24 protein-coding genes and 1 tRNA gene are annotated in these 22,943 nt (G+C 59.0%); 12 read left to right on the forward strand and 13 right to left on the reverse strand.

From position 1 onward, the window contains the following. The first annotated feature begins 117 nt into the window (after positions 1-117). From iolD to GOX66_RS10900, 5 genes are read left to right on the forward strand one after another with little or no spacing between them, the layout of a single operon-like run. Positions 118-1,950, forward strand: a complete 1,833-nt coding sequence (gene iolD / locus GOX66_RS10880) for a 3D-(3,5/4)-trihydroxycyclohexane-1,2-dione acylhydrolase (decyclizing) (RefSeq protein WP_170762479.1) — start codon at positions 118-120, stop codon at positions 1,948-1,950. Further along, positions 1,947-2,846: a myo-inosose-2 dehydratase gene (gene iolE, locus GOX66_RS10885; RefSeq protein ID WP_170762481.1), complete on the forward strand. Its 900-nt coding sequence runs from the start codon at positions 1,947-1,949 to the stop codon at positions 2,844-2,846. The genes iolD and iolE overlap by 4 nt, the downstream gene beginning before the upstream one ends. Positions 2,847-2,894: 48 nt before the next feature. Further along, positions 2,895-4,076, forward strand: a complete 1,182-nt coding sequence (locus tag GOX66_RS10890; RefSeq protein WP_170762483.1) for a phytanoyl-CoA dioxygenase family protein — start codon at positions 2,895-2,897, stop codon at positions 4,074-4,076. Positions 4,077-4,126: 50 nt separating this feature from the next. Next, positions 4,127-4,933, forward strand: a complete 807-nt coding sequence (gene iolB / locus GOX66_RS10895) for a 5-deoxy-glucuronate isomerase (protein ID WP_170762485.1) — start codon at positions 4,127-4,129, stop codon at positions 4,931-4,933. Beyond that, positions 4,930-5,688, forward strand: coding sequence for an SDR family NAD(P)-dependent oxidoreductase (locus tag GOX66_RS10900; protein ID WP_170762488.1), 759 nt, complete (start codon positions 4,930-4,932; stop codon positions 5,686-5,688). The genes iolB and GOX66_RS10900 overlap by 4 nt, the downstream gene beginning before the upstream one ends. A gap of 3 nt (positions 5,689-5,691) precedes the next feature. Here GOX66_RS10900 and GOX66_RS10905 read toward each other — a convergent pair whose 3' ends face one another. From GOX66_RS10905 to iolC, 4 genes are read right to left on the reverse strand one after another with little or no spacing between them, the layout of a single operon-like run. Further along, complete coding sequence (locus GOX66_RS10905) at positions 5,692-6,498, reverse strand: hypothetical protein (protein ID WP_170762490.1); 807 nt, start codon at positions 6,496-6,498, stop codon at positions 5,692-5,694. 59 nt (positions 6,499-6,557) lie between these two features. After that, the gene (locus GOX66_RS10910; RefSeq protein WP_170762492.1) at positions 6,558-7,412 is read right to left on the reverse strand and encodes a class II fructose-bisphosphate aldolase; all 855 of its coding nucleotides are present in this window, start codon (positions 7,410-7,412) and stop codon (positions 6,558-6,560) included. Beyond that, positions 7,409-8,245 (reverse strand): 5-deoxy-glucuronate isomerase, encoded by an 837-nt coding sequence (locus GOX66_RS10915; RefSeq protein ID WP_170762494.1) that lies wholly within the window; start codon positions 8,243-8,245, stop codon positions 7,409-7,411. The genes GOX66_RS10910 and GOX66_RS10915 overlap by 4 nt, the downstream gene beginning before the upstream one ends. A gap of 9 nt (positions 8,246-8,254) precedes the next feature. Continuing rightward, a complete protein-coding gene (gene iolC, locus GOX66_RS10920; protein WP_170762555.1) occupies positions 8,255-9,223 on the reverse strand; it encodes a 5-dehydro-2-deoxygluconokinase in 969 nt (322 codons plus the stop codon). Positions 9,224-9,350: 127 nt separating this feature from the next. Here iolC and GOX66_RS10925 point away from each other — a divergent pair, with 127 nt between their 5' ends. Continuing rightward, positions 9,351-10,454: a Gfo/Idh/MocA family protein gene (locus tag GOX66_RS10925; protein WP_170762496.1), complete on the forward strand. Its 1,104-nt coding sequence runs from the start codon at positions 9,351-9,353 to the stop codon at positions 10,452-10,454. A 40-nt stretch (positions 10,455-10,494) separates the two neighbouring features. After that, positions 10,495-11,628 carry a Gfo/Idh/MocA family protein gene (locus GOX66_RS10930; protein ID WP_170762498.1) on the forward strand — a complete coding sequence of 378 codons (1,134 nt, stop codon included), beginning with the start codon at positions 10,495-10,497 and terminating at the stop codon, positions 11,626-11,628. Here the strand turns inward: GOX66_RS10930 and GOX66_RS10935 are convergent, their stop codons facing one another. From GOX66_RS10935 to GOX66_RS10945, 3 genes are all read right to left on the reverse strand, one after another. Then, positions 11,629-12,627 (reverse strand): LacI family DNA-binding transcriptional regulator, encoded by a 999-nt coding sequence (locus GOX66_RS10935; protein ID WP_170762500.1) that lies wholly within the window; start codon positions 12,625-12,627, stop codon positions 11,629-11,631. 142 nt (positions 12,628-12,769) lie between these two features. Next, positions 12,770-12,845, reverse strand: a tRNA-Val gene (locus tag GOX66_RS10940). Positions 12,846-12,918: 73 nt separating this feature from the next. Beyond that, positions 12,919-14,172, reverse strand: a complete 1,254-nt coding sequence (locus GOX66_RS10945; protein ID WP_170762502.1) for an aminotransferase class V-fold PLP-dependent enzyme — start codon at positions 14,170-14,172, stop codon at positions 12,919-12,921. A gap of 229 nt (positions 14,173-14,401) precedes the next feature. On the opposite strand from GOX66_RS10945, the gene modA reads away from it, so the two are divergent. From modA to modC, 3 genes are read left to right on the forward strand one after another with little or no spacing between them, the layout of a single operon-like run. Beyond that, positions 14,402-15,181: a molybdate ABC transporter substrate-binding protein gene (gene modA / locus GOX66_RS10950; RefSeq protein WP_170762504.1), complete on the forward strand. Its 780-nt coding sequence runs from the start codon at positions 14,402-14,404 to the stop codon at positions 15,179-15,181. Between the two features lie 3 nt (positions 15,182-15,184). Beyond that, on the forward strand, positions 15,185-15,877 hold the full coding sequence (modB, locus tag GOX66_RS10955) for a molybdate ABC transporter permease subunit (protein WP_170762506.1): 693 nt from the start codon (positions 15,185-15,187) through the stop codon (positions 15,875-15,877). After that, complete coding sequence (gene modC, locus GOX66_RS10960; protein ID WP_170762508.1) at positions 15,874-16,971, forward strand: molybdenum ABC transporter ATP-binding protein; 1,098 nt, start codon at positions 15,874-15,876, stop codon at positions 16,969-16,971. The genes modB and modC overlap by 4 nt, the downstream gene beginning before the upstream one ends. Here the strand turns inward: modC and GOX66_RS10965 are convergent. Together GOX66_RS10965 and GOX66_RS10970 are read right to left on the reverse strand one after the other, a co-directional pair. Then, on the reverse strand, positions 16,968-17,876 hold the full coding sequence (locus GOX66_RS10965; RefSeq protein ID WP_170762510.1) for a Hint domain-containing protein: 909 nt from the start codon (positions 17,874-17,876) through the stop codon (positions 16,968-16,970). The two genes, modC and GOX66_RS10965, sit on opposite strands and share 4 nt — an antisense overlap. Before the next feature lies 1 nt (position 17,877). After that, a complete protein-coding gene (locus tag GOX66_RS10970) occupies positions 17,878-18,390 on the reverse strand; it encodes a toxin-activating lysine-acyltransferase (RefSeq protein WP_170762512.1) in 513 nt (170 codons plus the stop codon). Positions 18,391-18,578: 188 nt separating this feature from the next. Between GOX66_RS10970 and GOX66_RS10975 the strand changes: the two genes are divergently transcribed. Then, positions 18,579-18,986, forward strand: a complete 408-nt coding sequence (locus GOX66_RS10975) for a hypothetical protein (protein ID WP_170762515.1) — start codon at positions 18,579-18,581, stop codon at positions 18,984-18,986. Positions 18,987-18,993: 7 nt separating this feature from the next. On the opposite strand, the gene hemF is transcribed toward GOX66_RS10975, so the two are convergent. The 4 genes from hemF to clpS are packed head-to-tail and all read right to left on the reverse strand — an operon-like array spanning position 18,994 to position 22,065. Further along, the gene (hemF, locus tag GOX66_RS10980) at positions 18,994-19,878 is read right to left on the reverse strand and encodes an oxygen-dependent coproporphyrinogen oxidase (RefSeq protein ID WP_170762517.1); all 885 of its coding nucleotides are present in this window, start codon (positions 19,876-19,878) and stop codon (positions 18,994-18,996) included. Positions 19,879-19,883: 5 nt separating this feature from the next. After that, positions 19,884-20,684 carry an SDR family NAD(P)-dependent oxidoreductase gene (locus GOX66_RS10985; RefSeq protein WP_170762519.1) on the reverse strand — a complete coding sequence of 267 codons (801 nt, stop codon included), beginning with the start codon at positions 20,682-20,684 and terminating at the stop codon, positions 19,884-19,886. A 37-nt stretch (positions 20,685-20,721) separates the two neighbouring features. Further along, positions 20,722-21,687, reverse strand: a complete 966-nt coding sequence (locus GOX66_RS10990) for a class I SAM-dependent methyltransferase (RefSeq protein ID WP_170762521.1) — start codon at positions 21,685-21,687, stop codon at positions 20,722-20,724. A gap of 36 nt (positions 21,688-21,723) precedes the next feature. Next, positions 21,724-22,065 (reverse strand): ATP-dependent Clp protease adapter ClpS, encoded by a 342-nt coding sequence (gene clpS / locus GOX66_RS10995; RefSeq protein WP_170762523.1) that lies wholly within the window; start codon positions 22,063-22,065, stop codon positions 21,724-21,726. 93 nt (positions 22,066-22,158) lie between these two features. On the opposite strand from clpS, the gene GOX66_RS11000 reads away from it, so the two are divergent. Continuing rightward, positions 22,159-22,860 (forward strand): HAD family hydrolase, encoded by a 702-nt coding sequence (locus GOX66_RS11000; protein ID WP_170762525.1) that lies wholly within the window; start codon positions 22,159-22,161, stop codon positions 22,858-22,860. The last annotated feature ends 83 nt before the right edge of the window (positions 22,861-22,943 follow it).

A 22,943-nucleotide genomic window follows, 5' to 3' on the forward strand; every position in this document is an offset into this window, starting at 1 on the left:
GCGGGGCATCCAAAGACCAGGCGCCGCAGGCGTGCCACAAAATAAACGGCCTGAAACCTTCAAAAATGTGAAACTCGACAGATTGCCCATAGTGGCCTTGTGTTGAAAGGGATCATGATGAGCAAGACAATCCGACTGACTGCCGCGCAGGCTCTGGTGCGCTATCTGGGGGCACAGATGAACGAGGCCGGAGAGCCGTTCATCGCCGGTGTCTGGGCCATTTTCGGCCACGGTAACGTGGCCGGTTTGGGCGAGGCCCTGCATGGCGTGAAAGACAGCCTGCCGACCTATCGTGGGCATAACGAACAGACCATGGCGCATAGTGCGATTGCCTATGCCAAGCAGATGTGCCGGACCCGTGCAATGGCGGTGACGTCCTCTATCGGGCCGGGCGCGACCAACATGGTGACGGCGGCCGCCTTGGCAAATGTGAACCGTTTGCCCGTTCTGATAATTCCCGGTGATGTGTTTGCCACTCGCGGGCCAGACCCGGTATTGCAGCAGATCGAGAATTTCGGCGACGGCACGGTCAGCGCCAATGACTGTTTCAAGCCCGTCAGCCGGTATTTCGATCGCATCTCGCGCCCCGAGCATCTGCTGACCGCCTTGCCGCGCGCCTTCCGCACCATGACAGACCCGGCCGATTGCGGGCCAGCGACACTGGCCTTCTGTCAGGACGTTCAGGCCGAGGCCTACGATTACCCCGAGAGTTTCTTTGAACCGCGCGTCTGGTTCCAGCGCCGCATCCGCCCGGACGAGGGCGAATTGGCCCGCGCTGTGGCGGCCATCAAAGCCGCAAAGAGACCGGTTATCGTCGCCGGGGGCGGGGTGCATTACTCGGGCGCGACCGACGCATTGCAGAGCTTTGTGGAAACGCACAATATCCCGATTGCAGAAACGCAGGCCGGCAAATCGGCATTGGCCTGGGATCACCCGCTGAACCTGGGCCCCATCGGCGTGACTGGCGGCGAACCCGCGAACTCAGTCAGTGCCGAGGCCGATCTGGTACTGGGTATCGGCACCCGATTGCAGGACTTTACCACCGGTTCATGGGGGCTGTTTTCGAATCCCGAACGCGAGATGATCTGCCTGAACACCGCCGCTTATGATGCCGAGAAACACGGTGCGATGCCAGTGCTGTCCGACGCGCGTGTCGGGTTGGAGGAATTGGGTACCGCGTTGCAGGGATACCGCGCCGAACCGGTTTCGGACACGCTGAAGGCCGAGTGGTATGGCAAGGTCGACGCCCTGACAGATGCGCCGCGCGACGGGAATGCGCTGCCAACTGATATGCAGGTGGTGGGAGCAGTCCAGCGTGCCTCGAATGGCGATACGGTCGTGATGTGCGCGGCGGGTACCATGCCCGGTGAGTTGCACAAGCTGTGGAAGGCGCCGCGCCCCGGAGCGTACCACATGGAATACGGCTTTAGCTGCATGGGGTATGAGATCGCGGGTGCCATGGGCATCAAGATGGCCCAGCCGGATCGTGACGTGATCTGCTTTACCGGCGATGGCACCTATATGATGGCAAACTCGGAGATGGCCTCGGCGGCGATGATGGGGATTTCCTTCACCGTGGTGATCACCGACAACCGTGGCTTTGGCTGCATCAACCGGCTGCAGATGGGCACCGGCGGGGCCGAGTTCAACAACCTGCTGGATCACGCGGTGCACGAGACCCCCTCGGCCATCGACTTTGCCGCCCATGCGGCGGCGATGGGTGCGACGTCGGTCAAGGTCAGCTCGATTGCCGAGCTTGAGGATGCGCTGGCCAAGCGCGGAGAGATCAAGGGACCGTATGTGGTGGTCATCGACACTGATCCGTACCCCTCGACCGAATACGGCGGCACGTGGTGGGAAGTGGCGGTGCCCGAGGTCAGCACCCGCCCTGAAGTAAACGAAAAACGCGCGGCCTACGAAGTCGCCATCAAGGAAAGAAACACGAAATGAGCGTGAATATCGGGATCTCTCCGATCGCGTGGCAGAATGATGACCTGCCGGACCTGACAGCAGCCTTTACAATGGAGCAAGCGCTGAAAGAGGCGCGCGAGATTGGCTATACCGGCGTCGAACGCGGCCAGCGTATGCCCAGCGACACCGAAGGGCTGCGCGCCTATCTGGATGGCAATGACATCGCGCTGTGCGGAGGCTGGTGCTCGGGCGCTTCGCTGGTGAACGACTTCACGACCGAGCGCGAAGCCGTACGCGAACAGGTCGAACAGTTTGTGGCGCTGAACAGCCCCTGCATCGTCTATGCGGAATGTTCCAACACCGTGCAGGGCCAGGTCGGAACGCCCGTCAATGACCGCCCGAAACTGACGAAGGACGAGGTGCTGGCTTACGCCGCGAAACTCACCGAACTGGCCAAATGGATGGCGGATCAGGGCATGACGATGGCTTACCACCATCACATGGGCACGATCATCGAAACCGAAGATGAGGTAAATTGGGTGATGGAAGGCTCGGGCCGCGAGGTAAAGCTGTGCTTTGACACCGGTCACCTGTTGTTCGGCGGCGGCGATGTCATGGCGACACTGAATCGCTGGGGTGACCGCATTCACCATGTGCATTTCAAGGATATTCGTCCGGCCGTTGTGCAGGACACGCGCGAGAATAGCCGTAGTTTCCTGGACGCAGTGATCGCCGGTGCCTTCACTGTGCCCAGCGACGGTTGCATTGATTTTCAGGCCGTCGCGAACGCGCTCAAGGCGATGGACTACGACGGCTGGATCGTGGTCGAGGCCGAGCAGGACCCTGCCAAGGCGCCGCCGTATGAGTATTCCAAAAAGGGTTACCAACATATCGTCGATGTCTGCGGACAGGCGGGATTGGAGATCGTCAGGTAGAAAACCGCCCCAAGGGGCAACACCGAAGCCATGAGAAAGGAGAACATCATGGTAAATCAGGAACTTGGATATGTCGGGTATTTTGACCGGGAATCCTGTGATCTGGATGAATTCAAGGTGTTGACCTCTCAGAACCTTTCGGTCGACGCGGTGCCCCATGCCGCGTCGGTAGAAAAGAACGTACCGATCTACGACATGCACGCCCTTCGGTCAGCGCTGGAAGATGCCGACCAGCGCCGGAGTTTAATGGCGGAATGGGGCCATGTATTGAATGCAACGGCCGGGGTGATTGCGCTGAAAGGCGCATACCCGGACACTTCCGTTATAGATCGGGCCACAGGCGTCTTTCACCAGATCATCGATGAAGAACGTCAAGGCGGGGCGGGTGAAGGCGATCATTTCGCGGCATCCGGCGCGAATGACAGAATCTGGAATGCGCTGCAGAAGCAGTGCTTGCGCGATCCCGAAGGCTTTGCGCTCTATTTCGGCAATACGGCAATTGCAGCAGCCTGTGAGGCATGGCTTGGACCGAATTATCAGGTGACCGCGCAGATCAATCAGGTGCGCCCAGGCGGCAAGGCGCAGCAGGCGCATCGGGACTACCACCTGGGCTTTCAATCCGCTGAAAGCGCTGCCCGATATCCCGCTCATGCCCATCGTGTGACGGCATCGCTGACTTTGCAGGGCGCGGTTGCCCATTGCGATATGCCTGTGGAGAGCGGGCCAACCAAACTGCTGCCGTTTTCTCAGCTTTATCCGGCTGGATATCTTGCCTTCCACGATGAGGCGCACCGGGACCATTTTGAGGCGTCTTTCATCCAGTTGCCGCTGGAAAAAGGCGACGCTGTGTTCTTCAATCCGGCACTGTTCCATGCGGCCGGGGAAAACAGCCGCACGGATGTTCACAGAATGGCAAACCTGTTGCAGGTGTCATCGGCTTTCGGCCGCGCGATGGAAGCGGTGGATCGGCGTGCAATGTCTCAGGCCGTGTTCCCGTCGCTTGTCGCATTGAAGCAACGCGGCGATCTGACCGGCCCAGAGCTTGACGCAGCGATTGCCGCCACGGCCGAAGGATATCCGTTCCCGACCAATCTGGATACGGACCCCCCGATTGGGGGCAACGCACCGGCCAGTCAGGCGGACATCCTGCGACAGGCTGTGTCCGAGAGGTGGACCGAGGCGCAACTGTCCGAAGCCCTGACGGCTCTGAACGCGCGGCAAGCCGCCTGAGGCACTAACCCGGGCGGGCCGCTGTGCCCGCCCCTGAAGGAGACTACTGAATGGCAGACCTGCTCAAGAAACCTTTCGGAACCCGAGGCAAGGTGCACGACATCACTCCGGCCAGTGCTGGCTGGCGGTATGTCGGGTTCGGCCTGTATCACCTGCGTGCGGGGGACAAGACCGCCGAGGCAACCGGGGATCGCGAGGTCATTCTGGTCATGGTCGAGGGCAAGGCTCGGATTTCCAGTGCTGGTCAGGATTGGGGCGTATTGGGCGACCGGATGAACGTGTTCGAAAAGACGCCACCACATTGTCTGTACCTGCCGAACGGAACCGACTGGGAAGCAGTGGCAGAAACGGATTGCGTCCTGGCGGTGTGTTCAGCCCCGGGCAAAGGTGGCCATGCGGCCCGGCGGATCGGACCGGATGGCATCACACTGACCGAACGCGGCAAGGGCGTGAACACACGCTATATCAATAACATCGCGATGGAGAACGAGGATTACGCCGACAGCCTGTTGGTGACCGAGGTGTTCACGCCGAACGGGCACTGGTCCTCGTACCCCAGCCATCGCCATGACGAGGATGACTATCCCCGGATCACTTATCTGGAAGAGACCTATTATCACCGCCTGAATCCGGCCAACGGGTTCGGCGTACAGCGGGTCTATACGGATGACGGGCAGCTGGACGAGACCATGGCGGTGTCAGATGGCGATGTTGTGACCGTGCCGCGTGGTCATCACCCTTGCGGTGCGCCGTATGGGTTTGAGATGTATTACCTGAACGTCATGGCCGGGCCTTTGCGGAAATGGCGGTTCGTCCCGGCCCCGGAGGTCGAGTGGATCATGGAGCGTGACAGTTGAGCCAGGAATTCGCCAATTACGCCAGCCTGAACGGCAAGACCGTATTCGTCACTGGCGGCGCAGGTGGAATCGGTGCGCAGACGGTACGCGCGTTTGCCGACCAAGGCGCGAAGGTGGGATTTCTGGATATCAATGCGGATGCAGGAAATGCGTTGCTGGCCGATCTGGATGGAGAACACGCCTTTGCCCAGTGTGATTTGCGCGACATTGACGCCTTGCGGACGGCGTTGGAGGAGTTGAAAGACGAGCTGGGCCACGCACATGTTCTGGTCAACAATGCGGCTCATGATGATCGCCACGACTGGCGCAAGGTAACCCCGGAATATTGGGATGAACGCATGGCCACAAATATCCGCCACATGTTTTTTGCCATCCAGTCCGTCGCGCCGGGCATGATCGAAAATGGCGGCGGGTCAATCGTCAACCTCGGCTCGAATTCCTGGTGGGAGGCCGGTGCGGGCTTTCCCGCCTATGCCACCGCCAAATCCGCCGTTCACGGCCTGACGCGAACCATGGCGCGCGAATTGGGCGACCACCGCATCCGCGTGAACACGGTTGTCCCCGGCTGGATCATGACGGAGCGGCAGAAGGAGCTGTGGGTCACGCCTGAAGCCTTGGCCAAACAGGTCGATCGCCAGTGTCTGCCTGATCCGATTGATCCGGTCTATGTCGCGCGGATGGTGCTGTTTCTGGCCTCCGACGATGCCGCGATGTGCAGTGCGGGCAATTTCATGGTCGAGGGCGGGTCGATCTGAGGCTCAGGTGATCCTGATTCCGTCCCGCCGGGCTTTTGCAATCAATCGATTGACAAGCGGTTTGAACAGCCAGGCCAGACCGCGGCCGACACCGGTTAGAATTGGGCGCGAACTACGCATCACCGCGCGGGCGTAGTCGTTGGCTTCCGCTTCCTGCTCTGCCACCACGCCGCCTTCGCGGTGCTTGTGCACGTGGTGCCCGACTTCATGGTAAAAGGTGAACTCGCCGTTCAGGTTCTGCCACCACAGTCTAACACCCTTGAGTGGCGCTGTCGGCGCGGTCAGGATGATGCCCGAAAAAAACAGGTTGTACTTGCCCAGATAATCAAGTTCAGGGCGCGCGGAGATCACGTCGATGCGGGTCACATCCTCCAGTGACAGGCCTTTGGTTTTGCTCCATCGCTCAAGGTTCCGAACGATCCGAGCCGGGTCGGCGACGTCATCGGCGATGAAAACCGGGATAGCACCGTCAATAATGGTCGCCGGAGTATCCTCAAGACGTTTTGCCAGCAGGTTGAGCGTTCTGCGATGAACCGGGTGCAGTTTGCTGTTTCGAAGCCTGGTGATTTCCTGCCTGTATGTATCGGCGTTCAGTTCGCTGAGAAGCGCAAGCAAGATACCGAAATACTTGGGCAACGGTCCGGGGGGATTATCCTGCCAGGCCGAAGAGGCGAGTTTGCCGAGTATCTCCGGAATGGCTGCATCCTGATCGGACAATAATGCACGCCATGCGTCCCGGACGGTCTCGACATGCCCGGTTGAGATTCCACGCAGTAGTTTGTTGGATGCGTATTCGGCGTTTTGTTTCATAACTTGCGGTTAGTCAGAAATTATGCCGAAAGTATGAAAAACCCCTTTAGGGCAATATATTACGTGCGGCCGCCCTGTCTCTGCGGCGGCGCTCCGAATGCACGGATCACGGTGCGGGCTGCGGCCTCGACCGGATCGTGGGTCTCTTTCAGGATCGTCACACGATCAAACCGGTCCGGGTCACTGTTGACTGCTTCGCGCAAGGCATTGCCAAACGCCATGCGCAGCTCCGTTCCGATGTTGAACTTGCAGATTGAGGTCTCGTGTGCCAGCCGCGCGCGTTGCTCGACCGGAACACCCGAGCCGCCGTGGATCACCAAGGGTACATCGGTCACCGCGTCGATCTGACAAATGCGATTCTCGTCCAGACCGCCCTCCTTGTTTTGCTGCAAATGGACGTTTCCGACCGAGATCGCCATTGCGTCCACGGCGCTGTCCCGCGCGAACCGGGCCGCCTCATCCGGGTCGGTTCCATTCGAACCTTCGCCCCCGGAATAGCCCACGAACCCGATCTCGCCCTCGCAGGAAATCCCGGCCGCATGTGCCATTTCGGCGATGGCAGCAGTCTCGTCGATATTCTGCTGCAGAGGTTTGCGCGACCCGTCGTACATGAGCGAGGTGAACCCGCTGTCGAGCGCGGTTTTGCACTCTTCAAACGTGTAGCCATGGTCCAGATGGGCCACCACAGGCACCGAGGCGTTTTCGGCCAGATACCGGAACATCTTTCCCAAAACAGGCAGCGGCGTGTGTTCGCGACAGCTTGGGCCAGCCTGCAGGATGACAGGGGCATTTTCGGCTTCGGCAGCGGCTACGTAAGCGCGCATATCCTCCCAGCCCAGCGTTACCAGCCCGCCGACGGCGTATCCCTGTTCATAGGCGGGGGTCAGGACGTCTTTCAGCGTGACAAGGGTCATTTGAACTTTGCAATCATGTCTTTGATGCCCGGGATCGTTTCGATCTGATAGGCATGGGTGGGTTGGAAATACTGGACCAGCGAGCGCTGCGTCAGGCCGCCGAGGATGGTGAAATAGTACATCTCATATCCCGGCAGGACGCAGCAGGGGTGATAGCCATTGTCGATACAGATCGTTGACCCATCGACGATGTGATAGGCATCGCCCGGTTCATTGTCCTCGCGCTGCAGCATCTGCAGGCCCGAGCCCCAGTTGGGTTTGAAGCGGAAGTTATAGGTCTCATCGTGCCGGGATTCATCCGGCAGACGGTTGGTGTCGTGTTTGTGGCTGGGAAAGCCGGACCAGCCCCCTTGGCCTACGGTGAACAACTCGCTGACCAACAGACGGCCGACTTTGTCGTGCTGTTTCTGGCCGAGGATATGTTTGATCTTGCGATGGGTCTTGGTGTCATCGCTGCCATATTGGACGAGGTCATGCTGGCGCACATCGAACGGGTCCAGCACCTTGTCGTATTTTGCGCCTGCAATGAACACTTCGGTCTTGTCCGATACGCAAACCAGTTGCGCTTTGGCCCCGACAGGGACGTAAACGCCCTCGGGCTCGCCATCCCAAACGTCTTCACCCCGTTTGCCCAGCTTGGGAAACTGCAAGCCTTTGACATCGACATCGACACTGCCGGTGGCGGGCACGATGCATGTCTCATAACCAGGCACCTGATATTCGAAAGCCTCCCCACGGCGCAGTTTTACGATGTTGAAATAGTTCAAAGGCACCGTGGAATCGTCTGCGCCGACGATAGGTTTGTTCTGGTTGTCATAGGGTGCGATGTGCATTGGTTTCTCCTATGTCGTCGGTCCGGGGTGAGATGCCAAAAACGCGTCCAGTTCAGGCGTTGTTGGCATGGCGGGCGCGCAACCGGGTTGTGACACGACGATCGAGGCGCAGGCCGAGCCGCGCAAAACAGCCTCTTCCAGTGAATACCCTGCGGCGATTGAAGCCAGCAGACCGGCCATGAAACTATCGCCTGCGCCAACGGGTTTGATGGCATCAACGGGATAGATCCCTGTGGTGATTTCCTGCCCGCCTATGAGCGTCACTGCGCCTTTCTCTCCCATCTTGTAGATGACGATCCGCCCCGACTTCGCTGCTAACTCCCGGGCTTTGGCATAGCCCTTGTCCTTTCCACCTGCCATGAAACCGAACTCTTCGTCATTGCCAACAATCAGATCGCTGGCCTCTCCGGCACGGGACAGAACCTCTGAGGCGACCTCAGGCGAGGGCCAGCTGTAGGGGCGATAGTCGATGTCGAAAATCACCGGCAACCCTGCCGTGCGGGCGTTGTCAAAGGCCCGGAACGTAGCGCCGCGCGAAGGTTCTGACGCGAACACCGTACCGGCTGAAATCACGGCAGAGAACTTGCCGTAATCGATCTTATCCATGTCGTATGCGGTCACCTGAAAATCGACAGCGCCGTTGCGATAGATAACGTTCTGGAAGTTCTCGGTCCGGCTTTCGTACAGGGCCAGCGACGTGCGGTATTCGCCACCGACAACGCTGACGTAGGACGTGTCCACCCCGTAATGGGCCAGCCGGTTCATGCAGAACCGGCCCACCGCGTCATCCGAGACCGAGGTGATCAGCGAGGCCTGACTGCCCAGTTTGACCAGACCTGCGCAGATATTCGCCGAAGAGCCGCCCAGATCGGCGTGGAACGTGTCGGCATCTTCGCTTTTGACGCCGATCGGGTCGGCATACAGGTCCATCCCGGCGCGTCCGAAAACCGCGAACCGGTTTCCTTTGATACCGTCCATCAAAGCGCTCAAGTTTTGTCCTCCGGCAAAAAGGGGCTGGCAAGGCGCGTTGGTCCTTGCGTTGAATCGATTCACACGATACTGATTTTGCAACCGGTTGCAAATACAATGTTCGGAGCCGTGACAGATGCCTGAAATCGGAATTGGAATCGTTGGTGGCGGCTATATGGGTAAGGCCCATTCCGTGGCCATGTCTGCAGTGGGTGCAGTGTTCGACACCGCCTTGCGACCCCGTCTTGAGATGATCTGCGCCTCAACCCCGGAAAGTGCCGAGAGGTATCGGGTAGCCTATGGATTTCAGCGCGCTTGCGAGGATTGGCGGGCGCTGGTGAATGATCCAATGGTCGAGGCCATCGTTATCGCTTCACCGCAGGAGACCCATCGCCAGATCGCCGAAGCGGCCTTTGCTCTGGGCAAACCTGTGCTGTGTGAAAAGCCGCTGGGCGCGTCCATGGAAGACGGCCGGGCGATGGTGGCTGCGGCTGAAGCGGCCGGTGTGACCAATATGGTCGGGTTCAATTACGTTCGAACTCCTGCCACCCAGTATGCTCGCCAGCTCATCGCGGAAGGGGAAATCGGAGATATCACCTGGTTCCGTGGCGAACATACCGAAGATTTTTACGCCGACCCTCAGGCCCCGGCCACTTGGCGCACCACGGGAATGGCGAACGGGACAATGGGCGATCTCGCGCCCCATATGGTCAATGGTGCTTTGGCACTGATTGGTCCCATCGCCGAAGTCATGGCCGAAGTGGAAACCGTTCATCATACGCGCCCCGGCGGTGCTGTGACCAATGATGACCACGCGCAGATTATGTGCCGGTTCGAGAATGGCGCGATGGGCAATATCTATGTCAGCCGTATCGCGACCGGTCGCAAGATGGGCTACGCCTACGAAATCTCGGGTACAAAAGGGGCCATTCGATTCGATCAGGAAGACCAGAACGCTTTGTGGTTCTACCGTCACGACGGACCTGAAGCGACAAGAGGCTTCACTAAAATCCTGACCGGACCCGCGCATCCGGATTACGAGCCGTTCTGTCAGGGGCCGGGCCACGGTACCGGGTATCAGGACCAGATCATCATCGAGGCCAGGGATTTTCTAAAGGCCATCCATACCGGAAAAGCCATCTGGCCCACATTCCGGGACGGGCACGATGTCAACCGCGTAATAGCTGCTGCTCTGGCGTCGTCGGAACAGCGACAATGGCAAGAGATCAGCGATTTCTGAGCGCTGAAAACAACCAGTTTACTGAAGTGAGACAAGAACCATGGCAAAGCTGAAATGGGGCATGATTGGTGGTGGTGAAGGCAGCCAGATTGGGCCCGCTCATCGATTGGGTGCATTGGCTGACGGGATGTTCGAATTCGCGGCGGGGGCGCTGGATCACCGCCCGGATGTGGGTCGTGAATACGCTCAGAGGCTAGGTGTAGCCGCCGACCGGGCCTATGGCGACTGGCAGGAACTGCTGGCGGGTGAAAAGGATCGCACAGACCGTATCGATTTGGTGACAATTGCGACGCCCAATTCCACCCATTTTGAAATCGCTAAGGCCTTCCTTGAAGCCGGGTTCAATGTGCTGTGCGAAAAACCGATGACTATGACAGTGGAGGAGGGCGAAGAGATCGTCCGCGTGGCCGAAGCCTCGGGCAAGATCTGCGCCGTGAACTACTGTTATTCCGCCTATCCGATGGTTCGGCAGGCGCGTGCAATGGTGCGAGCGGGCGACATTGGCAAAGTCCGTCTGGTTGTGACCAACTTCAGTCACGGCCACCACGGCGATGCAACTGACGCGGACAACCCGCGTGTGCGCTGGCGCTATGACCCGGCGATGGCAGGTGTGTCCGGTCAGTTTGCCGACTGCGGCATCCACGCGCTGCATATGGCCAGTTTCATCTGTGATGATGAGGTGAAGACATTGTCGGCCGACCTGGCCTCGACCATCTCCAGCCGCATACTGGAGGACGACGCCATGATCAACTTCCGGATGGAGGGTGGCACTGTTGGTCGTCTGTGGACTTCGTCCGTGGCGATCGGGCGTCAGCACGGGTTCGACATTCAGGTCTTCGGTGAAACCGGCGGTCTGCGCTGGGCGTCCGAGCAGCCCAACCAGCTGATCTATACGCCCGTGGGCGGGCGCACTCAGATCATTGAGAAAGGCGAAGCCGGTCTGCACGAAGAAACCCAGCGCCTGTCCCGCGTTGCCATTGCCCATCCCGAGGGCTTCCCGCTGGCCGTGGCCAATATCTATTGCGATCTGGCCGACGCCATTCTCGGAGAGGCCCGTGACGGGCTGCCGACCCCTTCCGATGGCGTTCGGTCGATTGCGGCGGTTCATGCGGCGGTCGCATCCGGAAAAGCAGATGGCGCGTGGACGGACGCGCGCCCGCCTATGTTCCGTTGATCAGCAGCGGGGCCGCAAAGTGCCCCGCTCAATCACCCGGCAGGGAAATATGCGCGCCTCCGGATAGCGGTCGGGATCTTTCAGCATTTCCTCAACCAGATCGACTGACGAGGTGATGATCTGCTTGATTGGCTGATGAATGGTCGTCAGGTCCACACTTTCCCAGCGCGACATTTCCATGTCGTTCAGTCCGATAATGCCGATATCCTCGCCCGGTTTTAGCCCGTGATCGGACAGCGCCGACAATGCGCCGATGGACAGGATGTCGTCACCGCAGAAGTATCCTTGCGCCGGGGTTCCCTTAAGCAGGCGCAGCATCTCGGCGCGCCCGGCTTCGAAGGAATAATTGTCTGCAAAGGAATGTGACACTTCAAGGTCAGTATGTTTTTCAACCTCTTCCATAAAGCCGCGATACCGGTCCATGGCCGAGGTTGCATCTTTGGGGCCACCTAGATACCCGACGCGCTTGTATCCTCGGGCCAGCAATTCACGGGCGGCCATGCGACCGCATTCGACGTTGTCGATTCCCACGACGTGAACTTCCGGCGACGTGGCCGATCGCCCGAAAGTGTGCACAACCGGTACGCCTGCGTCCTGAAAAGCCTTGGCAAAGCTGGGTGGCAGTGTTGACGACGCGACGATAGCGGCATCCACGGAATATTGGCGGAGCATCCGAACCGAATTGGCGGGCTCGGTTTCGTCGGTCAGATTGACGATCAGCGGGCGCAGGCCCCGTTCCTGCAGCGCGCGGGTGAACTGATCGAAGACCTCAAGAAAAATCGGGTTGTGAAAGTTGTTGGAAATCAGCCCGATCAGCTTCGTTCGCCCTGTGGTCAGCGAGGACGCCAGCGCATTGGGGCTATAGCCCAATTCCTGCGCAGCCTTTTCAACCTTGCTGCGGGTTTTGGCGGATACGGACGCGCCTTCGGTAAAGGTCCGCGAAACGGCGGAGCGGGACACACCGGCCAGCGCGGCGACGTCTTTCAGGGTGACACTCATGGCTGGCGTTCGCGGTTTGGGGGGAGGCTGACAAGCGATTTCATGGGGAAATACTATGCACCAAAGCACGATATTTGCAATCGGTTGCAAATACCCAAACCAATTTTCGCTGGGTCAGTGGTAAATGCGCGATTGAGAGGGATGGTGGGTGATGAGAGACTCGAACTCCCGACATCTTCGGTGTAAACGAAGCGCTCTACCAACTGAGCTAATCACCCGTGACGGTGCATGTAGCCAAGCCTGCGCGCGGGCGCAAGAGGGTCTGGCACAATTTCTTTGCCTGAATTCGGATCAGGCCGCCATCTCGTTCAATGCTGCCAGCAATTGGGCCACCTCCTGCTCAGTGTTGTAGTGGCACAGGGATATTCTGATGCAGTCGCTCAAACCCAACGGTGTCAGTACATTGCCGCTGTAATGATCCGCTTTGCGGGTGTGGGTGCGAATGCCCTGTTCATTGAGCCGGGTGACAATCTCAGCCGACGGGACGTCCCGCACGACAATGGACACCAGCCCCTCACGCGCGGGGTTGTCAGCCCCGGCCAGAATGCGCACGTGGTCCATATCCCGCAGGCCGGGCAGATTGCCTGTGCCGCTGATCATCGCGTTTGTCAGATGCGTTTCATAGGCGTGGATCGCGAGGCCCGCGGCCTCGATCCGCGCGCGGAGGTCGGATTCGTCCGACACCTGCGTGCCGAGCCAGTCGAAATAACTCACCACATCCGACATTGTCGCGTAGGACCCGGTGTCGCGGGTTCCAAACTCCCATCCGCTTGCGGGAGCGTCGATGAGTTGATCATGGGGCAGGGCGGTCAGCCGGTCGGATATCCAGGCAATCCCATAACCGTGGCGTGAAAACACCTTGTAGGGTGAAATCGCATAGCCATCGACGCCATAGCTGTCGATATCTACCTGCCCGTGGGCGGCATGTTGAATGCCGTCGACGATGATGAAGCACTCAGGGGACTCCTCGCGGATGGCCTGTGCAATGGCCGCGACATCCATACCCATACCGGTCACGGGCGAGGCGTGTAGGATCGTGGCAACGCTCACATCCGGTGTCATTGCAGCACGGTAATCGTCGGCTGTGACCAGACCCAGATCATCGCTATGCGGGACATTGACATAGTCCAATCCGGCGATCCCGGCCCAGCGGCGGGCCGCGCTGCGGCTGGCCGGATGTTCGATCGAGCTGCCGATGACCTTGCTGCCTTTTGGGGCGTTCACGCAAGCGGTGCGGATCATGCGGAACAAAAGTTCTGTCCCGCTTTCACCCACGAAGAACTGGCCTGTTGAGGCGTTCATGAATACGGACAGGTCGGCCTTGGACTTGTTGATGATATCGACCAAAGTGTGGCTGGCCACGTTATCGCGCCCCTGATTGTCCGGGATGGCGGCAAATTTGGCTGAGGTTTCTACGACCGAATTCAGTGTCAGCGCCCCGCCTGCGTTCTCGAAAAAGATACGGGAGCCCTGAAACGGGCAGGAATCGACATGGGCAAAACGGGCGCGGATTTCGTCGATCAGACCGGGGGTGTTTTGTAGCATCGTCGGTATCCTGTCATCTGGGTCGGGTGCAGCATCACCCCGGAGTCACCGGGGATCAATATCGTTTGCGACACCAGCGGCTGCTGAACTGACGGAATTGACCGGACAACCTTATTGTTTCATTCGTTTTCTGAACTTTGCGCAGATCGGGTTTGGGAAAGGCGCTTGCGTGTCACCTGTCGCCTCAGATATCCCCGGAGGGACTGTAATCTTCCAGACGGGAGTACACATGATCCTGTCCGTTGCCCGCCGATTGATAATCGCGGCCCTGGTGTTGAGCGCTTCGACGCTGGCTCCGATCCGGGCCGGGGCCGAAGATATTTTGGTTTTTGCAGCTGCCAGCCTGAAGACCGCTCTGGATGAGATCGCGCCTGTGTTCGAACAGCAGACAGGGCATGAGGTCACGGTGTCTTATGCCGCCTCTTCGGTGCTGGCCCGACAGATCCAGCTGGGCGCGCCAGCGGACCTGTTCATTTCCGCCAATATCGACTGGATGGACGTTTTGCAGGATCAGGGTTTGATTGATCCGGCGACTCGGGTTGATCTGTTGGGGAATGGGTTGGTTCTGATTGGAGGGGTGGAACAGGTCGAGATAGGCCAGATGCGCGCGGATGTAGACTTGTCCGCTGCGCTGGGTGGCGGGCATCTGGCAATGGCGCTGGTGGATGCGGTTCCAGCCGGTATTTACGGCAAAGCCGCTCTGCAGAGCCTTGGTCTGTGGGAGACTGTCCAGGGCCAGATCGCGCAGACCGACAATGTCCGCGCGGCCCTTGCGCTGGTCGCGGCGGGGGCAGCTCCGCTGGGGATCGTCTACCGGTCTGATGCGCTGGCCGAAAACAAGGTTCAGGTCGTCGCTTCGTTCGCGCCCGACCTGCATCCGCCAATCATTTACCCCGCTGCAGTGACCGTGTCAGGTTCACCTCAAGCGCAGGCATTTCTGGATCACCTTCAGTCAGGCGCGGCTCAAAGCATCTTTACAGAACAGGGCTTTGCCCTGCCGGGCCGTTAACGCATGGGGTGGCTGGGTCCTGCAGAACTTGAGGCGCTGAGACTGTCACTGCGCGTGTCCTTTTGGGCGACGCTGGTGACATTGCCATTCGGAATTTTCGTGGCCTACGCGCTGGCCCGCTGGCGGTTTCCTGGCCGCCAGTTGCTGAACGGGTTGGTGCATTTGCCACTGATCATGCCGCCTGTGGTGACGGGTTACCTGCTGTTGCTGACCTTTGGCATCCAGGGGCCGATGGGTCGATTGCTGGCTGAATTTGGCATCGTTGTGGCCTTTCGCTGGACCGGAGCGGCACTGGCGGCGGGGATCATGGCCTTCCCCTTGATGGTGCGCGCCATCCGCCTGTCGATCGAGGCTGTCGATCCAAAATTGGAACAGGCCGGTGCAACGCTGGGTGCGTCTCGCGCCTTTGTTTTTGCAACTGTTACCCTGCCGATGATTTTGCCGGGCGTGATCGCAGGGGCCATTCTTGCTTTTGCCAAGGCGATGGGCGAATTCGGCGCAACCATTACATTTGTCTCAAACATTCCGGGTCAGACCCAGACTTTGCCCTCAGCTGTCTATGCGTTTTTGCAGGTGCCGGGGGGTGAAGGTGCGGCGACCCGGCTGGTCGTGATTTCGATCGTCATCGCCATGGGGGCGCTGCTTTTGTCGGAATATGTCGGTCGCCGCGCTGCTGCACGGGTGTCCGGGTCATGAGCCTCTCCGTCCGCCTGCAACATGATCTGCCGGATATCCAGCTGGACCTCAGTTTTGATGCGCCTGCGGGTGTTACAGTTCTTTTCGGACGCTCGGGATCGGGTAAAACCACGGTCGTCAATGCGGTCGCCGGGTTGTTGCGGCCCAAGGCAGGGCGCGTGGCTGTCAACGGCTGGGAGTTGTTTGATACCGAGCAGAATCTCTGGTTGCCGCCACATCGACGGCGGTTGGGCTATATCTTTCAGGAGGGCCGCCTGTTCCCGCATCTGACCGTGCGCCAGAACCTGTCCTATGGACGCTGGTTCGCCCCCAGGGGTGCGCGCCGCGAAAACCCGGACAAGGTGATCGAGATGCTGGGGATTGGTCACCTGCTGGACCGCCGACCCGCTGGTCTGTCGGGCGGTGAAAAACAGCGTGTCGCCATTGGTCGCGCACTTTTGGCGAGCCCGCGCCTGATACTGGCAGATGAGCCTTTGGCCGCGCTGGATGATGAGCGCAAGGCTGAGATCCTGCCCTATTTCGAGCGGCTGCGGGATGAGGTTTCGGTTCCTATTCTCTACGTCACTCATTCCGCCGCCGAGGTCGCGCGGCTGGCGACATCGGTTGTCGCCTTGCAGGATGGCAAAGTGGTGCGACATGGTCCAGCGTCAGAAGTGATGGCAGACCCGTCAGTGGCCCCGGCAGGTGTGCGGGCTATTGGTGCGGTGATTCAGGTCCGGGTCCGCGAACACCACGCGGACGGGCTGACCGAGCTGGAGGCAGGCGGTGCGCGCCTGTTCCTGCCGCACATACCGCATCAGATCGGAGAAGCCCTGCGCATTCGTATCCCCGCGCAGGAGGTCATCCTGTCGAACAAGCGGCCCGAAGGATTGTCAGCCCTGAACGTGCTGGAGGGCGTCGTAGATACGATCCGGGCGGGTGAAGGGCCTGGTGCTATCGTGTCGGTCAAAACTTCCGCCGGTTCCGTTCTGGCCCGCGTCACCCGCCGCTCGGTTCAGGCGCTGGGGCTGGAAACGGGCAGGCCCTGTTTTGCGGTGATCAAGACGGTAGCTCTGGCGCCACAGGACGTCGGAGGACGCCTAAACGCGCCTTAGGCCAGTGCAAGTGCTTCGTATTCCCGTAGGATCATGCGTGCAGCGCGTCCAAAGCCTGTCCCTGCGGGCGTGGCCGTCTCCGGAAATATCGCGGCCAGTTCCTGAAGGGCCTCCGAGGATAACGTGTGCAGAGCTTCCTCGCCCAGATACAGGCTTTCTGCCAATGCGCCCTCAGCCATCAGAATTTCGTGGTTGTCCAGCAGGATATGGAGGTATTCCACGGGCATTTCCGAAGTCTCAACGGCGATGCCGGGCCAGGTACACAGGTGCTTGGCCGCGATCAGGGCTTCGGGCACTCCGAACAACAATTCGACCTTAGGGCCACGGACCAGAATACGATGCTGCTGTGACACGAGCAGGTCGCGGCTGGGCGTATTGGGGCCAAGGCTGCCCGCGTTGATCCGGACGGGGCGCATCGCCGGGTTGTCTCGTAATCGCTCAGGGTCCAGCGCGCTGCTTTCGATCCAGCGGATCGGTTGCAACCCATGATCGGCGGTACAGATGTGATCGCCGACAGCCAGGGTTTCAATTGGTCGAATGCCGCTTTCTGTTTCGATCAGTGTGCCGGCCGTGAAGCACACCCCTTCGATCGTGATGGTGACGTTCTGAGTAAGGGTAAACGGGAATGTGGTGAACCCGAGGTCAACCGTCCCTGTGACCTGAACGGTGAACGTGTCACTGACGATTTCGCCATCATCAAGGCTGTCGAAGAAAACCTGATCAACCGTATAGGTCCAGTCGCCGGTGTTGGGGTCTATACTGGCAGTTCCGAAAGCGGGCGGAGATGATATCGTCCAGTTCTGGGACGTCACCGTGCCAATACTTACCACATCCAGATCGCCTGTTGCCTGGTTTGGAGGGTTGTTGGTCACCAGCCCCGTCGTTTCTCCTGTTATGGATACCATGTCACGACCCCTCCTGTTGAAGGATCTGCTTGAATTCCTTTTTACGATAAAGACGCATATGAACCTCGCCCGCGTCATCCCGTGTCCATTCGACGATCCGGTTCCGTGTCATATCGCTGTCCATCCGGTTTGTGCGAACGCGTGGGTGCGGAATGTCTTTTTTCAGAATATCCACGATCTGATTGGTCTGGCCGAACGGAGCTACAAGGTCGATAATCCAGAACGAGGGCCCGCTGGTGAAATCCGCGTCCTTAAGAGGGGATTCCAGTACCGCGTATCTGTGCTCGACCTCGGGGCTCAGGCCTGCGAAGGTTACAAACCCTCGGGGAAAGCCGTTTTGGCGAAAGATGTGGTATTGCCCAAGCCGAAACGGCGTTTCAAATGCGTACAGAACCTGAGTGAGACTGCGTTTCTGGTGCGTTTTTGTAAGCCCGGCCAAGTAAAACATAGCGCCGAAATCCGCGTATTTTTCGGGCGGAATGTCGAACCAGCCCTCTGGGAATGTCTTGCTCAATACACGCCCCGTTCCAAACCAGATTATCGGATTCTAACCTCTAAAGTTTTGAAATGATACTATTTTGAATGCTGTGTCCATGCGCTGGAGTTTTGGTTGAGACCCAACCATGGTGCCGCGAACTTTACTCACACCTTGTGTCCATTATGATCTGTGGCTGAAACAGTTTGTGTTTAAGGATATTTGCTATGCGGTTTTGGAGAGTGTCTGGCGTGGTGACATTGGCAGTGTTGCCAGGTTTGGCGCAGGCCGTCGGGTTTGGCATAGGTATTAATCCGGCATATCGAACCACGGTCACACCCCTGAAGAACGGGGTGTACGAAGTCGCAACACACGGTACTTCGGCGCCTGTCGCTTATTGGTGTGGCATCGGTGACTTCGCCATTCGTACCCTCAGAACACAAGCAACCCAGCGCATCTACATTGCCAGAGCCTACGACAAGCAAACAAGGACGGTACAGTTTTCGCTGACCCCGCCCGAGGGGGCCGATACCTCTAAGGGGTATTCGGTCACGGTCAAACGCGTGGGCGCGAATTTGTCGGCGGCCTCGGCGCAGGGCTATTGCTATGACAACCTCATGGATTTTGGGTTCTGACTGCTTATCAGACCCACTTGGCCAGCGGCGGCAGGCTCATGAGGACGGCATCCGGGTCGTGTCCGGTTTCCAGCCCGAATTTGGTGCCGCGGTCGTAGACCAGATTGTATTCGGCATAGAGCCCACGATGCACAAGCTGGGTGTCCTTGTCCTCATCTCCAAAGCCTTGAACGCGGCGCTTTTCGACCAGCGGAAGAAACGCGGGCAGAAAGGCGCGGCCAATATCCTGCGTCAGCGCAAAATCCGCTGCCCAATCGCCGGTGCAGTAATCGTCCATGAAGATACCGCCGACACCACGGGCGCGTTTTCGGTGAGGGATATAGAAATACTCGTCAGCCCAGTCTTTGAGGCGCGGGTAATGGGCCGGTCCGTGCGGATCCAGGTAGGCCTTCTGTGTGTTGTGGAAATGGGCCGTGTCGTCATCGTATTCGATACATGGGTTCAGGTCTGACCCACCACCAAACCACCACGCATGGGGCGTCCAGAACATACGCGTGTTCATATGAACTGCCGGAACATGCGGGTTTTGCATATGCGCAACCAGTGAGACACCTGAGGCCCAGAATCTGGGGTCTTCGGTCATGCCTGGAATGCCCTTTCGCGCTGCCATGGCGGTCTGTGCGCGTTCACCCAGTGTGCCGAACACGGTCGAGACGTTTACGCCGACCTTCTCGAATACACGGCCTCCGCGCATAACCGACATCAAACCGCCGCCCGCGTCCGCTCCATCATCGGATTGGCGCGTGGTCTCCTTGACCTCGAACCGTCCGGGCCTGGCATCCGAGAATGGTCCGGTCTCGTGGCTGTCTTCCAAGGCCTCGAATGCAGTGACGATCTCGTCGCGCAATTGACGGAACCAGGCGGAGGCGGTGGCTTTTTCGGTGTCGAACATTGTGCTTAGTGGGCCGGGGCTGCAACGGGGTCCAGCAGGGTGCGGCCGCCGTCAATGGTCAGGATTTGTCCGGTGATGAACCCGGCCGCATCCGAGGCCAGGAACTGCGCGGTCTCGGTCAGTTCGGTCGGTGCTGCGATACGGGCCAACGGCGTGTGTTTCTCGATATCGTCCCGGAAATCACGGTTTTCTTTCAGGGTCGATTGCAGCGACGCACTCATCACAGACCCCAGCGCAATCGAGTTCACGCGGATGCGGTTCGGAGCCAGGGCAACGGCCAGAGAGCGGGTCATCTGGTCCAGAGCGGCCGTCGATACGGAATAGGCCATCAGATCGGGATGCGTACGCCGCGCGGCAATCGAAGACAGATTAATAATTGATCCGGCCGGGTCTTCATCGTCATCGCTCGTCTGCTTGATCATCCGTTTAGCAACCAGCTGGCTCAGGCGCAGCGCGGGCATCAGGTTCTGATTCAGAAGGGTTCGCACCGAGTCGTCTTCGGTATCCAGGGGATCGGACGGGATCACCTGACGCGCGCCGTTGATCAGGATGTCCACCTGTTCGAAGGCGTCGATGGTGGCTGACAAAAGGTTGGCGATCGTCAGCTTTTCGCGCAGGTCTCCGGCGAAAAATCGGATGTTGCTGTCATCGGCCTGCTCGCCCAGTTCCTCGGACAGACGCTTTTCGTCCATGTCGGCGAACATCACATTGGCGCCGGCATCGGCAAAGTGGCGGCCGATAGCCAGCCCGACGCCGCTAGCGCCGCCCGTCACGATTGCTGTTTTGCCAGCTATGGAAAAGGACATGCGTTTCCTCCTGAATTGCGGCGCAGGTTAACCGGGATCATCGCTGAGGGCGAGAGGCGTGAAACACCTTGAACCGATTGTCGCCGGCCACCTCTTCGACATGCGCAAATGTTTGGGTCAGCGTTGTTTCATAGGGCAGGTGGCGATTGGCAACCAGCCACAAGGTGCCGTTGCGGGTCAGGTTTTTGGCAGCGGACCTGATAAAGCCCTGTCCCAGTGCGGGTTCAGCACTGCGCGATGTGTGGAACGGTGGGTTCATCACAACCGTGTCGATCGGGTCCGGTGCCCGCCATGTGACCGCGTCGGCCCAATGAAACCGGGCGCGGGGATCAGGAACATTTGTGCGGGCGCAATTCAGCGCGGCATGGTCAGCTTCGACCAGATGCAGTGCTTTCAGATCCGCTGCATTCAGCAGGCCAGCAGACAGAAAGCCCCACCCGGCGCCCAGATCAGCGACCCGTGCACCCAGCTTGTCGGGCAGAGTTTCATGCAACAAGGCCGAGGCTGGGTCGATACCGTCGGCGGAAAACACGCCCGGAGCCGTTTGGTATCCGTCTGCCATCTGGTTTTCCGGTGCCGCCCAATCCGCAAAAACCTGCGAGTCCGACTGAAACCAGAAGATTTTTCCATGCGATTTGGAAATTGGCCCTTCGACCGGGACACGCTTGCGAATGTCCTTCAACAGGCCGTCCACGCCGTCGGTTTTAGCCCCGTCCACCACTACTACACCGCTGGAACGGCTGCAGGCCTGATACACCTGGCTGCGGGCCAAGGCCTTGGCGCGGGGCAGGATCACGATGGCGTCCTGACACATGTCCTGGGTTTCGGGCACGACAGCAAAACCCCGTTCCGCGAAATGGTCGTGAAAGGGCTTGAAAGGCTGCACCACCTGCGTTTCGCGCGGCAGGTCTGACAGGTCATGATCCGGCGTCGATCCGATCACGGTCAAGGGTTGCGACAGCACCAGGCCGCTTTGCAGGGCAAGATCAAGGCGAGGGGACATAAGCTAATCCGATACAGCGGTCAGGCCCGGGGCGCCTTATTCTTCGCGTTCCATGGTGCATTGCAGGGGGTGCTGGTGCCTGCGGGCGAAATCCATGACCTGCCCGACCTTGGTTTCGGCAATCTCGTGGCTGAACACACCCACGACTGCCACGCCTTTCTTGTGGACCGTCAGCATAATTTCGAAAGCCTGCGCATGGGTCATGCTGAAAAACCGCTCCAGCACGTGCACGACGAACTCCATCGGGGTGTAGTCGTCGTTCAGCAGCAGAACCTTGTACAGCGGTGGACGCTTGGTCTTAGGGCGCGTCTGTACCAGGACCGACGTATCAGGGTCGTCGTCCGATTTGTCAGACATCATCCATGGGTATTCAAGCATTGCGTCCTACTGTCCGATTCAGGCTTCGGTTTATCATTGCGGTTATATAACGTCGAACCAGCCAGAGAAAAGAGCCAGCAGGACGTATTCGACATGGGTCAAAATCTTACCACAATCGGGTTCGATGCGGACGATACTTTGTGGCACAACGAGCGTTTTTTCCAACTGACACAGACCTATTTCACCGAATTGCTGGCGGATCACGCCGACCGGGGCCACTTGCTGGAACGCTTGCTGGCGGCCGAAAAGCGTAACATTCGCCATTACGGTTATGGAATCAAAGGCTTTACGCTTTCAATGATCGAAACCGCGGTCGAGGTGACAGAGGATCGCGTTCCGGCCTCGGTCATTCGACAACTGATCGAAGCGGGGCAAGAGATGTTAGCCCATCCGATAGAGCTGCTGCCTTGTGCCCGGGAGGCGATCGAGGGTGTAGCTGCGACTCATCGGGTTGTGCTGATCACCAAGGGCGATCTGATAGATCAGGAAAGAAAGCTGGCGCAGTCGGGGTTGGGGGAACTGTTCGACGAAGTGGAAATCGTGTCCGAGAAAACACCGCAGACCTATCGTGATATCTTTGCGCGATACGGCGATGGGCCTGCGCGCGCGATGATGGTCGGAAACTCGATGCGGTCTGATGTGGTGGCACCGATTGAGGCCGGGTGCTGGGGTGTGCACGTTCCGCACGGTCTGGTCTGGGAAGTAGAGCAGGCCGAAACACCAACAGACAATCCGCGATTCCGGGAGTTGCGGGATCTGGGTGAACTGGCAGGGCTCATCAGGGCGTTAAGCTGATGTTGCCGATTGGTCTCAGTTCCGAAAATTCGGTTTATGTATTCGGCACAATCTTGTCATTTTCGTGGATTTGGTGGGGTCAT

Source organism: Ruegeria lacuscaerulensis, from assembly GCF_013031245.1.
Taxonomy (GTDB): domain Bacteria; phylum Pseudomonadota; class Alphaproteobacteria; order Rhodobacterales; family Rhodobacteraceae; genus Ruegeria; species Ruegeria lacuscaerulensis_C.

Coding starts and splice junctions, on each gene's coding strand:
- iolD (WP_170762479.1), top strand. CDS start 118: ATGAGCAAGACAATCCGACTGACTGCCGCGCAGGCTCTGGTGCGCTAT.
- iolE (WP_170762481.1), top strand. CDS start 1,947: ATGAGCGTGAATATCGGGATCTCTCCGATCGCGTGGCAGAATGATGAC.
- GOX66_RS10890 (WP_170762483.1), top strand. CDS start 2,895: ATGGTAAATCAGGAACTTGGATATGTCGGGTATTTTGACCGGGAATCC.
- iolB (WP_170762485.1), top strand. CDS start 4,127: ATGGCAGACCTGCTCAAGAAACCTTTCGGAACCCGAGGCAAGGTGCAC.
- GOX66_RS10905 (WP_170762490.1), bottom strand. CDS start 6,498: ATGAAACAAAACGCCGAATACGCATCCAACAAACTACTGCGTGGAATC.
- GOX66_RS10910 (WP_170762492.1), bottom strand. CDS start 7,412: ATGACCCTTGTCACGCTGAAAGACGTCCTGACCCCCGCCTATGAACAG.
- GOX66_RS10915 (WP_170762494.1), bottom strand. CDS start 8,245: ATGCACATCGCACCCTATGACAACCAGAACAAACCTATCGTCGGCGCA.
- iolC (WP_170762555.1), bottom strand. CDS start 9,223: ATGGACGGTATCAAAGGAAACCGGTTCGCGGTTTTCGGACGCGCCGGG.
- GOX66_RS10925 (WP_170762496.1), top strand. CDS start 9,351: ATGCCTGAAATCGGAATTGGAATCGTTGGTGGCGGCTATATGGGTAAG.
- GOX66_RS10930 (WP_170762498.1), top strand. CDS start 10,495: ATGGCAAAGCTGAAATGGGGCATGATTGGTGGTGGTGAAGGCAGCCAG.
- GOX66_RS10935 (WP_170762500.1), bottom strand. CDS start 12,627: ATGAGTGTCACCCTGAAAGACGTCGCCGCGCTGGCCGGTGTGTCCCGC.
- GOX66_RS10945 (WP_170762502.1), bottom strand. CDS start 14,172: ATGCTACAAAACACCCCCGGTCTGATCGACGAAATCCGCGCCCGTTTT.
- modA (WP_170762504.1), top strand. CDS start 14,402: ATGATCCTGTCCGTTGCCCGCCGATTGATAATCGCGGCCCTGGTGTTG.
- modB (WP_170762506.1), top strand. CDS start 15,185: ATGGGGTGGCTGGGTCCTGCAGAACTTGAGGCGCTGAGACTGTCACTG.
- modC (WP_170762508.1), top strand. CDS start 15,874: ATGAGCCTCTCCGTCCGCCTGCAACATGATCTGCCGGATATCCAGCTG.
- GOX66_RS10965 (WP_170762510.1), bottom strand. CDS start 17,876: ATGGTATCCATAACAGGAGAAACGACGGGGCTGGTGACCAACAACCCT.
- GOX66_RS10975 (WP_170762515.1), top strand. CDS start 18,579: ATGCGGTTTTGGAGAGTGTCTGGCGTGGTGACATTGGCAGTGTTGCCA.
- hemF (WP_170762517.1), bottom strand. CDS start 19,878: ATGTTCGACACCGAAAAAGCCACCGCCTCCGCCTGGTTCCGTCAATTG.
- GOX66_RS10985 (WP_170762519.1), bottom strand. CDS start 20,684: ATGTCCTTTTCCATAGCTGGCAAAACAGCAATCGTGACGGGCGGCGCT.
- GOX66_RS10990 (WP_170762521.1), bottom strand. CDS start 21,687: ATGTCCCCTCGCCTTGATCTTGCCCTGCAAAGCGGCCTGGTGCTGTCG.
- clpS (WP_170762523.1), bottom strand. CDS start 22,065: ATGCTTGAATACCCATGGATGATGTCTGACAAATCGGACGACGACCCT.
- GOX66_RS11000 (WP_170762525.1), top strand. CDS start 22,159: ATGGGTCAAAATCTTACCACAATCGGGTTCGATGCGGACGATACTTTG.